This window comes from Mesorhizobium sp. 1B3 (assembly GCF_050958605.1).
GTDB lineage: Bacteria > Pseudomonadota > Alphaproteobacteria > Rhizobiales > Rhizobiaceae.
Genome location: NZ_JBJHDO010000001.1, coordinates 916574 through 929496, shown reverse-complemented (window position 1 = coordinate 929496; position 12923 = coordinate 916574). Strand labels below are relative to the sequence as shown.

At 60.6% G+C, this 12923-nt stretch carries 10 protein-coding genes; 5 read left to right on the top strand and 5 right to left on the bottom strand.

All coding sequences use genetic code 11. The features are described 5' to 3' along the window. Positions 1–118 precede the first annotated feature (118 nt). Positions 119–1255 carry a DegT/DnrJ/EryC1/StrS family aminotransferase gene (locus ACCO56_RS04395; RefSeq protein WP_433637972.1) on the bottom strand — a complete coding sequence of 379 codons (1137 nt, stop codon included), beginning with the start codon at positions 1253–1255 and terminating at the stop codon, positions 119–121. A 227-nt stretch (positions 1256–1482) separates the two neighbouring features. After that, complete coding sequence (locus tag ACCO56_RS04390; RefSeq protein ID WP_433637970.1) at positions 1483–2067, bottom strand: biotin transporter BioY; 585 nt, start codon at positions 2065–2067, stop codon at positions 1483–1485. A 115-nt stretch (positions 2068–2182) separates the two neighbouring features. Between ACCO56_RS04390 and ACCO56_RS04385 the strand changes: the two genes are divergently transcribed. Continuing rightward, complete coding sequence (locus ACCO56_RS04385; protein WP_433637968.1) at positions 2183–3088, top strand: MBL fold metallo-hydrolase; 906 nt, start codon at positions 2183–2185, stop codon at positions 3086–3088. A gap of 3 nt (positions 3089–3091) precedes the next feature. On the opposite strand, the gene ACCO56_RS04380 is transcribed toward ACCO56_RS04385, so the two are convergent. Next, positions 3092–3907 (bottom strand): DUF1499 domain-containing protein, encoded by an 816-nt coding sequence (locus ACCO56_RS04380; protein WP_433637965.1) that lies wholly within the window; start codon positions 3905–3907, stop codon positions 3092–3094. 115 nt (positions 3908–4022) lie between these two features. Continuing rightward, a complete protein-coding gene (locus tag ACCO56_RS04375; protein WP_433637962.1) occupies positions 4023–5651 on the bottom strand; it encodes a 3-(methylthio)propionyl-CoA ligase in 1629 nt (542 codons plus the stop codon). A 177-nt stretch (positions 5652–5828) separates the two neighbouring features. On the opposite strand from ACCO56_RS04375, the gene ACCO56_RS04370 reads away from it, so the two are divergent. The 4 genes from ACCO56_RS04370 to ACCO56_RS04355 all read left to right on the top strand — a co-directional run bounded on the left by ACCO56_RS04370 (position 5829) and on the right by ACCO56_RS04355 (position 10110). After that, on the top strand, positions 5829–6284 hold the full coding sequence (locus ACCO56_RS04370) for a hypothetical protein (protein ID WP_433637960.1): 456 nt from the start codon (positions 5829–5831) through the stop codon (positions 6282–6284). A 297-nt stretch (positions 6285–6581) separates the two neighbouring features. Continuing rightward, the gene (locus tag ACCO56_RS04365) at positions 6582–8009 is read left to right on the top strand and encodes a hypothetical protein (RefSeq protein ID WP_433637958.1); all 1428 of its coding nucleotides are present in this window, start codon (positions 6582–6584) and stop codon (positions 8007–8009) included. Positions 8010–8033: 24 nt separating this feature from the next. Then, complete coding sequence (locus ACCO56_RS04360; protein ID WP_433637957.1) at positions 8034–9185, top strand: glycosyltransferase family 4 protein; 1152 nt, start codon at positions 8034–8036, stop codon at positions 9183–9185. Positions 9186–9264: 79 nt separating this feature from the next. Then, positions 9265–10110 carry a glycosyltransferase family 2 protein gene (locus ACCO56_RS04355; protein WP_433637956.1) on the top strand — a complete coding sequence of 282 codons (846 nt, stop codon included), beginning with the start codon at positions 9265–9267 and terminating at the stop codon, positions 10108–10110. Positions 10111–10139: 29 nt separating this feature from the next. Here the strand turns inward: ACCO56_RS04355 and ppdK are convergent, their stop codons facing one another. Then, complete coding sequence (gene ppdK / locus ACCO56_RS04350; RefSeq protein WP_433637954.1) at positions 10140–12806, bottom strand: pyruvate, phosphate dikinase; 2667 nt, start codon at positions 12804–12806, stop codon at positions 10140–10142. Positions 12807–12923 lie beyond the last annotated feature (117 nt).

Sequence of the window (12923 nt, the reverse complement as noted above, 5' to 3'; positions counted from 1 at the left end):
GAGATAAGAAGGGCGATGCGCGACTCGGCCAAGATGGCGCAACTTCTGCGAAAGAGTTGCCGCCAAAGATCAAACCCGTGAACGTCTCGCGACCATGCAGCGCGAGAAGCGCCTCGTATCAGACCCGCTGGAGCACGGAACGCACGGAATCGATGATGAAGTCCTGCGTCTCCTGGTCGAGATAGGCGTGCATCGGAAGGCTGAAGACCTCCTGTGCCACCCGCTCGCTGACCGGCAGGCCGCCCGCGGCGGCCGGAAAATTCTCGTAGGCGGTCTGCTGATGCAGCGGCTTGGGATAGTAGATCGCTGTCGGCACGCCCTTGTCCTTCAAAGCCGCGACGATTGCGTCGCGATTTTTGCCTGGCGCGCGAACCGTGTACTGCGCCCATACCGACACCGATCCCTCCGGGACATGTGGCGTAACGAGAAGATTCTCGAAGCCCTCACTGTAGCGCGCGGCAATCCGGTTGCGCTCCTCGATCTCAGCGGGGAAGATCGCAAGTTTTTCCTGAAGAATTCCGGCCTGAAGGCTATCGAGCCGCCCGTTCATCCCGATCCGCACGTTATCGTAGCGGTCTTCCCCCTTGCCGTGAAAAAGCAATGAACGGATGAGCGCTGCCAAATCGTCATCGTCCGTGAAGACCGCGCCGCCATCGCCGTAGGCGCCGAGCGGCTTGGCCGGAAAAAAGCTCGTCGTGGTAGCGACACCGATAGTGCCGACCTTACGATCTTTGTAGACGCCCCCGAATCCCTGGGCGGCATCGCTGAGAAGCCAGAGTCCATTTTCCTCGACGATCGGCTCGATCGCGTCGTAATCAGCCGGCAAGCCGAAAAGATCGACTGAGATCACGCCCACAGGCTTGAGGCCGGCTTCCCTAGCCTCACCGATGGCTGCCTTCAGGCTTGCCGGGTCCATGTTGTAGGTGTCCGGCTCGATGTCGACAAAATAAGGTGTCGCACCGAGGAAAGCCACGACTTCGGCGGTGGCCGCGAAAGTGAAGGACGGACAGAATACCGCCTGCCCTTGTCCCACATTCTTAGCCATCAGCACGAGCGTGATGGCATCGGTTCCGTTCGAGCAGCCGATCGCGTGACGGGCGCCGCAGAATTCCGCCAGCTTGGCTTCCAGCTCGCCCAGCTCCGGGCCCATGATATAGGCGCCGTGGTCCAACGTACGGCGCATCGCCGCCTCGACGCGATCGCGAATTCGAGCCTGCTGAGCCGCGAGGTCGATGAATGGTATTGGTGTCTTCATGCTTGAACAGCTTCCAGAATTTCACCCAGCCTAAAGCTGCGCCAGAACGGCGCTCACCCCGGTCGCCTGAGGTGATGCTGGGATAGCTTGCGAACGCGTCTTTTGCCAGCGGCAGCGGCGGCTTTTCGCCGGGAAGGCAAGTGACGAATTGTTGCACTCGGAAAAATCCGACGAGATGGCCGGCACGGTACCGCGGCCGGCCGCCACTGCGCGAGCGGCTCCCAGCGTCAACGACGCAGGCGCGCGACAATACTCCACGTCGCCGGGACGATCGCCGCCGCCAGCGCGACCTTGACGAGGTCCGTCACGACGAACGGACCGACGCCCCATGAAATGGCCTTCTGCACGCCGAAGAGCCAGGCCAGCCACGCCGCGCCAAAGCCAAGGATGACGGCCTCGCCCGCAAGCATGGCCAAAAAGAGCCGGAATGGCTCGCGGTCCACGCCGCGATCCGCCGCGTGGCCGGCGATGGCTGCTGCGACCACGAAGCCGACAAGATAACCGCCGGTAGGACCGCCCATGTAGGCTATCCCTGCCCCGGAAGCGAAGACCGGCAACCCGGCGGCCCCCTGCGCCAAATAGACGAGAAGGGTTGCCAGAGCGAGATCGCGACCGTAGGCGGCTCCAATCAGGAACACGGCAAGAACCTGTAATGTCATCGGCACCGGCCAGAATGGAACGGTGATCTTGGCCGACAGGGCAAGCAGGCCTGTCCCCGCGAGGACGGCCACCACCTGCATCAAGCGACGACTTGTCCGATCCTGTGGGAGCGCAAGCGAGATGAGCGGGCGGGAAGCTTCTGATATGGCCATGCAGACCCTCGACAGGCTGGGCCGGATGTCCGGCGATCGGGTTCCGGTATATTGGCTTCCATGCTAAGCGGCAACGATCTCGCCGGCAAAGTCCACACAAAGCAGGAGCATGGCCGTGGCTCTGGAATTCGACACAGCTTTTGAGCCTTCCTACGGCCGCCCGGTCGAGGCTGCCCCCGGTGTCCTTCGGCTCACGGTCGAGAATCCCAGCCCGTTCACCTTCCATGGCACCAACACCTACCTTGTAGGCGGCGGGGCACTGGCCGTGGTGGATCCCGGCCCTGACGACAAGGCTCATCTTGCCGCCATATTGGATGCGGCGGGCGGGCGGCCGATAAGCCACATCTTCGTCAGCCATACCCATCGCGATCACTCGCCGCTCGCGGCCCGCCTCAAAGCACAAACCGGCGCGCAAATCCTTGCCCAAGGTCCGCACCGCGCGGCAAGACCACTTCGAATCGGAGAACTAAACCCGCTCGACGCTAGTGCCGACACCGACTTCGAGCCGGACGTCGCGCTCGCCGACGGAGATCTCGTGGAGGGCGACGGTTGGGCGCTGCGTGCCGTCCACACCCCCGGACACGCAGCCAATCACACCGCTTTCGCGCTCGAGGGAACTGGTATTCTCTTTTCCGCAGACCACGTGATGGCCTGGTCGACGACCATTGTCGCGCCGCCTGATGGCGCGATGGCGGACTACATGGCCTCGCTGGACAAGCTGCTGGCTCGCGACGATCATCTGTTCCTCCCGGGCCACGGTGGGCCGGTGATTTCGCCCAAAACCTTCATGCGGGGGCTGAAAGCGCACAGGAAAATGCGCGAACGCGCGATCGTCGAAAGGTTGAGCGCCGGAGACAATACGATCGCTGAGATAGTCAAGTCGATCTATCGCGACACGGACCCTCGCCTACATGGCGCGGCCGGCCTGTCGGTACTGGCGCATATGGAGGATCTGATCGGCCGCAATGTCGTAGCCGCTGAAGGGGACCCGGCGATCGACAGCGTCTATCGGTTGAAGTGACGTTCATTGCTCCGGCGCGTCGGGCGCGGCTACACCAGCCTGTAGCGCGACTTGCGTGTCCATCTCCGCCAAAAAGCCCGCTATCCGCCGGGCGTTCTCCCCAAAATCGTGGCGGCCATAGCGGGAGGACGAGCGCATGTCGACATAAGTCGATCCGTCCTCCTCAATCAGCCGAATCGCCACGTCCGCCGGAAAGGCCAGGATCGGTGACCGCGCGATGAATTCCCTGGTAATGACGCCAATGTCCGGATCATCGCCCTCGGAGCGGCTGGAGGCTGCAGCCGCCGTCCAGCCATGCGCTTCGACGAGGCTGTTCACGATGTCTTCAGCCCGCTCGAGCGGCAGATCGTAACGGCGGCCTACGATCTCGGGATAGTGTTCGAGCTGCAAGGCCGCGGTTTCCCCATCGATGCCGGTAATCGCGTTCATGCCCGGGCGCCGCTGCTGCGCGGCGAGGGTCAGCAAAGGTGGATCGGAAGGATCCGTCGACACGTCGTGCAACTGGGGATAGGCGAACACGCAGTAGCCCGAAAAAAGGAACGGCGACAGCACAACCGATGCAACGGCCACGCCAATCGCGGCATCCCGCGCACCACCGTCCCCGAAATTCCAGATTCGCGGAAAACTCGTCCCGGCGAACACCAGCGCCATGGAGGCAAGGGTGCCGACGATAGCGAGCGTCCACAGGAACGGAACCGTTTCGAGCAGCCCGAACCGGTGTGCCGCGCCGGCCACGGCGAAAAGCACTGCCGAAAACCACGCCAGCCGGCGCGACCAGCCCGCAACCGACGATGTCCGCCGTTCAACGAGAGCTGTCATCTCACTCCGCCGTGGTCACGCAATCGGCATGCTTTTAAGCGGTCCAGCCTTTCCGGTCAAAACAGGGAGGGCTGCGTCCGCATTTTCTTCTTTCGCTGGACAAGCTGACGGTGCGTCAGGCCGTCGGCAGCCGGTAGTCCTTGAATTGTTCTCGCAGCGTCGTCTTTTGGATCTTGCCGGTGGCGGTGTGTGGGATCTCCGCCACGAATGCGACATCGTCCGGCATCCACCATTTGGCGACCTTGCCGTTCATATAACCGAGGATCTCCTCTTTCGACGGGTCTTTGCCGGGTTTGCTCACCACCACGAGCAGCGGACGCTCGTCCCACTTCGGATGCGACACGCCGATGACAGCGGCTTCGGCGATATCGGGATGTCCGACCGCGAGGTTCTCCAGGTCGATCGTCGAAATCCATTCGCCGCCGGATTTGATCACGTCCTTGGCACGGTCGGTGATTTGCATGTAGCCGCAGGCATCCATATGGGCGACGTCACCCGTGTCGAACCAACCCTCGGCGTCGAATTGCTCTTCGCCCGCCCCACCGTAATAGGCTCTCGCCACGGCTGGGCCGCGCACCTTCAACCTGCCGAAGGTCTTTCCGTCCCAGGGACGTTCGACACCTTCGTCGTCCGTCACCTTCATCTCGACGCCGAAGGGCGCATGACCTTGCTTCTGCTGGACATCGAGCCGTGCCTCTCCTTCCAGCCCGGCATATTCCGGCTTCACCGTGCAGAGCGATCCAAGCGGGCTCATCTCTGTCATGCCCCAGGCGTGGATCACCTCCACGCCATAGTTCTCCTGGAATTTCTGCGTGATGGCGCGTGGGCAGGCCGAACCGCCGATAACCACCTTGTTGAGATAAGGCAGTTTCTTGCCGGTTTCCTCGAGGTACTGGAGAAGCATCAGCCATACCGTCGGCACGGCTGCGCTGAAGGTAACCTTCTCGGTATCCAGAAGTTCGTAGATCGATGCGCCGTCCATCTTGGCGCCGGGCATGACCAGCTTGGCGCCGATCATCGGTGCGCTCTGGCCGAGCCCCCAGGCGTTCGCATGAAACATCGGCACGACGGGAAGAATGACGTCCCGCGCCGAGATGCCCATTGCGTCAGGCATGCAAGCGATCATGGCATGCAGTACATTGGAACGATGGCTGTAGATGACGCCTTTCGGGTCACCCGTCGTGCCAGAGGTGTAACACATGCCCGCCGCTGTGTTCTCGTCGAAGCTTTTCCACCTGTAATCGCCATCCGCCTCGGCCAGCCATTCCTCGTATGCGACGGCATTGGGCAGCGACGTCTCCGGCATATGGGCCTTGTCGGTCAGTACGATCACCTGCCTCAGCGACTTCACGGCCGGAGCGATCTTCTCCACCAGCGGCAGGAAAGTGAGGTCTACGAACAGCGCCTTGTCCTCGGCGTGGTTCATGATCCAGAGGATCTGGTCGGGAAAGAGGCGCGGGTTCAGCGTGTGATAGACCCCGCCCATACCCATGATCCCATACCAGGCCTCGAGGTGACGGGCACCGTTCCAGGCAAGCGTCCCGATGCGATCGCCCGGCTCGTAGCCATCTCGTTCGAGGCGTTGAGCAATCTGCAGCGCCCGTTTGCGCATCTGATCATAGGTCGTCCTGACGATGGGCCCCTCGATCGACCTGGAAACCACCTCCCTGTTGCCATGCTGACGTGCCGCATGGTCGAGAATCTTATGGCACAGCAGCGGCCAGTCCTGCATCAAGCCCAGCATCTCAATCCTCCCAAACCAAATCCGCGATAGTTGAAGGCGATATCGATGCTTTGTCCAGAGGGCACGATCTTCCCTTGCGGCAGTGCCCGGCCTCTGTCACAATCCCGCCATTCTCGCTGGCAATTTTACAGGGTTTCGGGGGCTTCAGGGAATAAGGCGCAAGCTGAGAGAGGCCCCATGCATGTGACCAGCAAGGTCGAAGGAACTGTGAAGAGACTTCCGGCAGAGGCGGCCGGAGAGAATTTTGCTCTTGCGAAGCCGGGCCACGTCCACCATCCGATGGAAGACCTGCAACTTCTCACCGATGAGATGCTGGCTTCGATCGGGGTCCGCGACGAAGAACCGTCGCCCGAGGCACTACCTGACGCCGCCGACTTCGAAGACATGGTTCTCAAGGCGCTCGACGCAGTCGGTGGCAAGCTGCTTTTCCAGATGCGGCTCGACAATGGCAACGACTGCCAGCATGTCGCAGCGATCACGATCGACGAAGGTGGCGCAAGGCGTATTGCGCTCGTGATTCTGAATGCCGAGGGAGTAATGCGGCTAGAGCCGGTAGAGACCAGCGACAATCCGGTCGCAGGCTTGGCTCGCTCCTATCTGAGCCTCGCCGAGGCCTATCGAGCGGCCGCCTGATCGCGTCGCATATGAGTGGATTTGTCGCAACCAGCGGCTAATGAAGCGGCTGACTGCCGGTCAGGCCGGCTATTTTTCTGTGCACCGTCCCGGATCCGAAAGCAGTATTCGATGCATCGGGCTCTCCGTTGCCGTAGTGCTTCCGTAAAGCCATAGTGGCGACGGAGAGACTTCGATTCAGACGGAGCAGTGGTGAGCAGTGCATATGGAAACGGCCATCGGATTTTTCGATGGCATTACCTACTCGCCGCTCTGGCCAGCATCGCTTTTTCAGCGTGGGGCGCGTTCGCAGTCTCGATGCCGAACCCGGATGCCGCACTTTACCTTAGGGCAGCTGACTATTTTGCACTCGGCCAATGGACAGAGGGGCTAAGCGTCTACCGCTGGCCGGGGTACAGCCTGCTGATCGCCATGATCATGGTTCTCACCGGCACCAAAGCGCTGCTTGCGGCCCAAATCGCCAATGGCCTGCTCACGCTCGGCACGACCATGGCGTTCATTGCCCTTGCCTCACGTCTCACCAAGGGGGACAAGGCTTTCGTGACCATCGCCACGATCATGATCGTCTTCCAGCCGCAACTGATGGAACTGCGGCCATGGGTGATTCGCGATCATGGCTATCTGTGTTTTTTTCTGGCATCCATCTACTTCGCGGTCGCAGACAACCAAAAGCCGTCTCTCCTGCACAAGCTGGCGCTGATCGGATCGCTTGTGCTCGCAACGGCGTTCCGCATCGAAGGGTTGTATCTGTGCCTCCTGATTGCGATGTACTACGTTCTGACGAGGCTCCGCTCAGTCACCCAGCAGGCAAGCCTGATCGCGGTCTTCATTATTGCGACAGCCGCGATTTTGCCCCTCATCTTCGGAATCTGGGCGAGCGGAACCTTCAAGAACTGGATGTCGGGCAACATCGTCCCAACGCAAAATCCGCTTTTCAGTTCCGAGATTCTCCATCGCGTAGAGACGTTGGAGAAGGAGGTCCTCAATCTTGGATCCGGCCATGGCTGGCAGGCCTATATCAGCGTCGTCATCGGGCTTGCCTTCTTCCAGATCGTCCGGGCCTTCACGCCTGTCTACACGGTTCTCGCCTTCTTCGCCTTCCTGCCACACAGGCTCCTGCCGCGTCAGGCCATGCTTCCCGTTGTATGGTTCGCGGCCGGCCAGTTGCCCATGTTCTTCCTCTTTACCTTCATCGTAGCGCTTCTCGACTGGCGTTATCCGATGGCTTTCGCCTTGATGCTGATGTTCGCCGTAGTTGCCACGGCGACGGCAAGCTGGCGCGAACTGCTCATGGCGAGGCCGCGTGCCTTCTTCGTTTTCCCCACGATCTTGATTGCTATCGCCGTTTCGTGGGCGCTGGATATCCCCCGCCATGACCGGCTCGCCTACTACAGGGAAGCAGCGGACTGGATCCGTGATAACGTTCCGCCAGGGTCACACATCTGGATGAACGAACCCCGCATCGCCTACTTCTCCGGACATGCCTATCGCGATGTCGCGGGGGTAGCGCAGGTCTTGTTCTTGCCCTCCCCCGAGTTTGAAACGCGCGGCGATATCGATGTTTTCGTCGTCTCCTCCCACGATGTTTCGGGAAGCCGCGTGCGTCTACCCGACATGCCATCGCCTCCACAACTGATCAAAACCTTCCGAGGCTCCGATGACGACTCCATCCAGGTGCTTGTCTCCTGCCCCGAAATGAAGGAATGCAAGCTTCGAGCACGATGACCTAGTATGGCCTCGATTACTGCAATGAAAATCGCTCTTGGAATTTATCGCTTGCACCCGCGCGGCGGCCTTGAAGACAATTGCATTCGCATTGCCAAGGAATTGGCAATGCGAGGGCACGAAGTCACCCTTTTTGTCGCAGGTCCCTACCCCGATCTTCCATTGCCTGTCGTTACTCTCCAATCCAATCACAGACCTGTCTCCAACCATGGACGGGTGGCGGCGTTCGCCACGGCCTTCTCAAAAACGACGGCGGGGCGCTTCGACATAACGGTCACCTTCCAACCGATGCCGGGAGCAGACATCCTGTTTCTCGCCGATACCTTGCGCGACCGTCCAGATGTGTCGCGCTTGACGCGTATGACTCCTCGCTTCCGCACCTTTACGCGGCTGGAGCGTGGTTGCTTTGGGCCAGAGGCGAAGACCCGGATTATTGGTCTAGCCCGGCCGCAAATGCAGGCCTTCGCTGATCGCTATCCTGACAGCCTGGAACGCATTGCCATCATTCCACCGAGTCTGGCACGATCACGCAGACGCCCAGAATTGCGCGAGAGTTTGCGGCACCAAGCTCGTCGGAAGATGGGCCTGGATAACAAGACCGCCTGGCTTTGGCTCGGTCTTCAACCGGAAGTCAAAGGGCTTGATCGTGTGATTGAAGTCCTTCCCCATCACCCGCACGTAGAGTTAGTCGTCGCCGGATTAGCGGCCTCGGACAGCAAGATCCGGCGGCATCTGGCGCGCGCTGTGCGCCTCGGCGTTGCCGAGCGCGTTCGATGCATAGGCTATGTTTCAGATGATCGATATTTCCGAGCGCTGGCGGCGGCAGACGTCCTCGCACACCCAGCACGGGTTGACGTTACGGGAGGCGTTATCCTCGAAGCGATTGCTAACGGGCTTCCGGTTGTTGCTACGGACGTTTGCGGCTTTGCCGAACACATAGACGCGAGCGGAGCCGGAATGGTTGTACGAGGCCCTTTCAAATCGAGCACGTTCAGCAAACTCCTGGACCAAGTGGGGGGGCATTCAAATGCAGAACTTTCACAAAGAGGCGCCGCATATGGTGCTAGGCCGGAGCTTTACTCGGGTATCGGCGTGGCGTGCGACTTGATTGAGGCATTTCATTGGAAACCGCTCCAAGACCACGACGAGGCATCTCGGGGAGATCTGACATGCTGACAGGAAAAAGGTTCGGAGCTGTCGTCTACATCCTCTCCGGTTGCTTCACGGTTTTGTATCTAATTGGGGCCAATAGCGAATGAGCGAGTTCTCTGCGATGCGAGTGACGCGAGATGCCTCAGATATCACGATCATCATCAAGACGTTTGAGCGCCCAGAAGCTTTGAAAGCAAGCTATCTTTCTATTCGTACGTTTTATCCGTCGGCGCCGATAATCATTGTCGATGATAGCCGTAGAGCAATGGAGACGGGCATATTCGACAGCCGTACAACCTATTTGAAGACAAATTTCAATATAGGCCTCTCGGCGGGGCGAAACCTCGGCATTGATGCCGCCGAAACCCCCTTTGCAATGATCATTGATGATGACCTGCTCTTCAACGCCTCCACCCGGCTGGACCTGCTGAAAGAGCCATTGAACACTGCTGAGTTTGATATCTGTGGTTGCCGGATGCTAAACTTCGGTTCGGAGGAGGTAATTTTCCATGGGACGTTTGAGCTTCAGGGCCGTACCCTGCATCTTCTCATAGAGCGGATGAATGGACATCGAGAAGGATTCCCGGTGTATGACTTTTGCCTTAACGTATTTCTGGCGCGGACGTCTTTTTTGAAGGAGAATCTTTGGTTGCCCGAACTTAAGTTGCGGGAACACGAGGAATATTTCTACCGGCTGCATCGTGCAAAGCCTGGACGAGTAACGATCCGACCTGAAGTACACGTGGATCACTATCCGCTCCGAACGCCGTTCTATTCAAAACACCGCACCCCGATCGAGGATTATTACGAACTGGCATTGGGTATGCACAACCTTGACGGTATCGTGCAGGTACCGTCACCGAAACAGCACCTCATCCGCCAACACAAAAAGGCCTCCAAAGGAGTGCGGCGGCTCATGAACAAGATTGCGGGGCGCTGGTTCGCCTAACCCTCCGTTAGCGACTCGCCTACCCCCCCTTAGCCGCGTTTCCGGACCGCCGCCTGGGCGGCCGCCAATCTGGCGATCGGTACCCGGAACGGCGAGCAGGACACGTAGTCCAGGCCGACTTCCTCGCAAAAACGGATCGATGCGGGATCGCCGCCATGCTCGCCGCAGATGCCGAGCTTGATGTCCGGCCGCGTCTTGCGGCCCTTCTCTGCGCCGAGCCGCACCAACTCGCCGACCCCCTCGACATCGAGCGACACGAACGGATCCTGCTCGATGATGCCCTTCTGTCGGTAGATTTCGAGGAAGGACGCGGCGTCGTCGCGCGAGATCCCGAAGGTGGTCTGGGTCAGATCGTTTGTACCGAAGGAGAAGAACTCGGCAGCCTCGGCGATGACATGGGCACGGATAGCAGCACGCGGCAGCTCGATCATGGTGCCGATGAGATAGTCGATCTTCGTGTCTGACTCGGCCATGACGGCCTTGGCAACAGTCTCGATATGGCGCTTGACGAAATCCAGCTCGGCCTTCAGCCCGACCAGCGGGACCATGACTTCGGGCACCACTGGCGCGCCGGTCACGCGGGCGGCCTCGACCGCCGCCTCGAAGATCGCGCGCGCCTGCATTTCGGCGATCTCCGGATAGGATACCGCCAGGCGGCAGCCGCGATGGCCAAGCATGGGATTGAACTCGTGCAACGCTTCCGTGCGCTGCCGCAGCTTCTCCGGCGACACGTTCATAACCGACGCAACCTCGTCGATCTCCTCGTCCGTCTTCGGCAGGAATTCGTGCAGCGGCGGATCGAGAAGCCGGATCGTGACGGGCAAGCCCGCCATGATCTCGAACAGCTCAAGGAAATCGGAACGCTGCATTGGCAGGAGCTTGGCAAGCGCTGCCCGCCGGCCGCTCTCGGTATCGGCGAGAATCATCTCCCGCATCGCCACGATCCGGTCGCCCTCGAAGAACATATGCTCCGTTCGGCACAGGCCGATCCCTTCCGCCCCGAAAGAGCGGGCCATGCGCGCGTCGGCCGGCGTTTCGGCGTTGGCGCGGACCTTCATGCGGCGGATGCGGTCCGCCCATCCCATGATGGCGGCGAAATCGCCCGACAATTCCGGCTGCAGCATCGGCACGGCGCCCTTCAGAACCTGGCCGTTGGCGCCGTCGATGGTGATGACGTCGCCCTTGCGCAAGGTTGTTCCCATCGCCGAGAGCGTGCCGTTGCGATAATCCACGCGCAACGACCCCGCGCCGGATACACAAGGCTTGCCCATGCCCCTCGCGACGACGGCCGCATGGCTGGTCATGCCTCCGCGGGTGGTGAGGATGCCTTCGGAAGCATGCATCCCATGGATATCCTCGGGGCTGGTTTCGACGCGCACCAGGATCACCTTGCGGCCCTGCTTCTTGAGCTCCTCGGCCTCGTCGGAAGAGAAGACGATTTCGCCCGTCGCCGCTCCCGGCGAAGCCGGCAGGCCGACGCCGATCACATTGCGTTCCGCCTTCGGATCGATGGTCGGATGCAAGAGCTGATCGAGTGAAGCCGGATCGATCCGCGCTACGGCTTCTTCCTCGCTGATCAGTCTCTCGGACGCCATATCGACGGCGATCTTGAGGGCGGCTTTGGCGGTGCGCTTGCCCGATCGCGTCTGCAACATCCACAACTTGCCGCGCTCGATCGTGAATTCGAGATCCTGCATTTCGCGGTAATGCGTCTCCAGGCGCTCTGCGATCCCGACGAAGGCTTCGAAGGCCTCCGGCATGAGTTTCTGGAGAGACGGCCTGTCCGATCCCGCCGCAATGCGCGCAGCCTCGGTGATGTTCTGCGGCGTGCGGATGCCGGCCACGACATCCTCACCCTGGGCATTGACCAGGAATTCGCCGTAGAGCGCCTTCTCGCCGGTGGAAGGATTGCGCGTGAAGGCGACGCCGGTGGCCGAGGTCTCGCCCATATTGCCGAACACCATGGCTTGTACGTTGACGGCCGTCCCCCAGCTTTCCGGGATGTCATGCAGGCGACGATAGGTGATGGCGCGAGGGTTCATCCAGCTCGAGAAGACAGCCCCGATCGCTCCCCAGAGCTGCTCCTGCGGATCTTGAGGAAACGGTCGGCCGAGTTCCTCTTCGATCCTGGACTTGTAGAGGGCGATGACATCCTGCCATTCCGCCGCCGAAAGTTCGGTATCGAGTTCATGGCCCAGCCGGGCCTTCTCCTCTTCGAGTATCTCCTCGAAGACTTCGTGATCGAGCCCCATCACGACGTCAGAGTACATCTGGATGAATCGGCGGTAGCTGTCATAAGCGAAACGCGCGTCGTCAGAATCGGACGCCAGCGCCTCGACCGTGATGTCGTTCAGGCCCAGGTTGAGAACCGTGTCCATCATGCCCGGCATGGAAGCGCGCGCGCCGGAACGAACCGACACCAGAAGCAGGGCGGAGGGATCGCCAAAGCGTCGGCCCGTCAGGGCGGCTATATGGGCCAGAGCCGACTGCACCTCGGCCTCGAGCGTCTCCGGATACGAATTGCCATTTGCGTAGTACTGGTTGCACGCATCCGTCGTGATCGTGAAACCGGGAGGCACGGGCAGTCCGAGGCTGCACATTTCGGCAAGGTTGGCTCCCTTGCCGCCGAGAAGGTTGCGGTCGCCCGCCCGGCCTTCCGCCGATCCATCCCCGAACGTATAGACCCATTTCGTCATAGCGCGCCTCCGCTTCGTCAAAGCCCTCCTTATTCGCTCGGCCGTCGCCTCGCCACGATAAAATCGGTTGAACAAGAACAACATTTTCGCAACTGCGAAACACAGTTGCCGAGGGGT

Bases quoted from the DNA above. Each gene is read 5' to 3' on its own strand.
- ppdK (WP_433637954.1), bottom strand. From the start codon at position 12,806: ATGACGAAATGGGTCTATACGTTCGGGGATGGATCGGCGGAAGGCCGG.
- ACCO56_RS04365 (WP_433637958.1), top strand. From the start codon at position 6,582: ATGCCGAACCCGGATGCCGCACTTTACCTTAGGGCAGCTGACTATTTT.
- ACCO56_RS04355 (WP_433637956.1), top strand. From the start codon at position 9,265: ATGAGCGAGTTCTCTGCGATGCGAGTGACGCGAGATGCCTCAGATATC.
- ACCO56_RS04370 (WP_433637960.1), top strand. From the start codon at position 5,829: ATGCATGTGACCAGCAAGGTCGAAGGAACTGTGAAGAGACTTCCGGCA.
- ACCO56_RS04360 (WP_433637957.1), top strand. From the start codon at position 8,034: ATGAAAATCGCTCTTGGAATTTATCGCTTGCACCCGCGCGGCGGCCTT.
- ACCO56_RS04375 (WP_433637962.1), bottom strand. From the start codon at position 5,651: ATGCTGGGCTTGATGCAGGACTGGCCGCTGCTGTGCCATAAGATTCTC.
- ACCO56_RS04390 (WP_433637970.1), bottom strand. From the start codon at position 2,067: ATGGCCATATCAGAAGCTTCCCGCCCGCTCATCTCGCTTGCGCTCCCA.
- ACCO56_RS04380 (WP_433637965.1), bottom strand. From the start codon at position 3,907: ATGACAGCTCTCGTTGAACGGCGGACATCGTCGGTTGCGGGCTGGTCG.
- ACCO56_RS04395 (WP_433637972.1), bottom strand. From the start codon at position 1,255: ATGAAGACACCAATACCATTCATCGACCTCGCGGCTCAGCAGGCTCGA.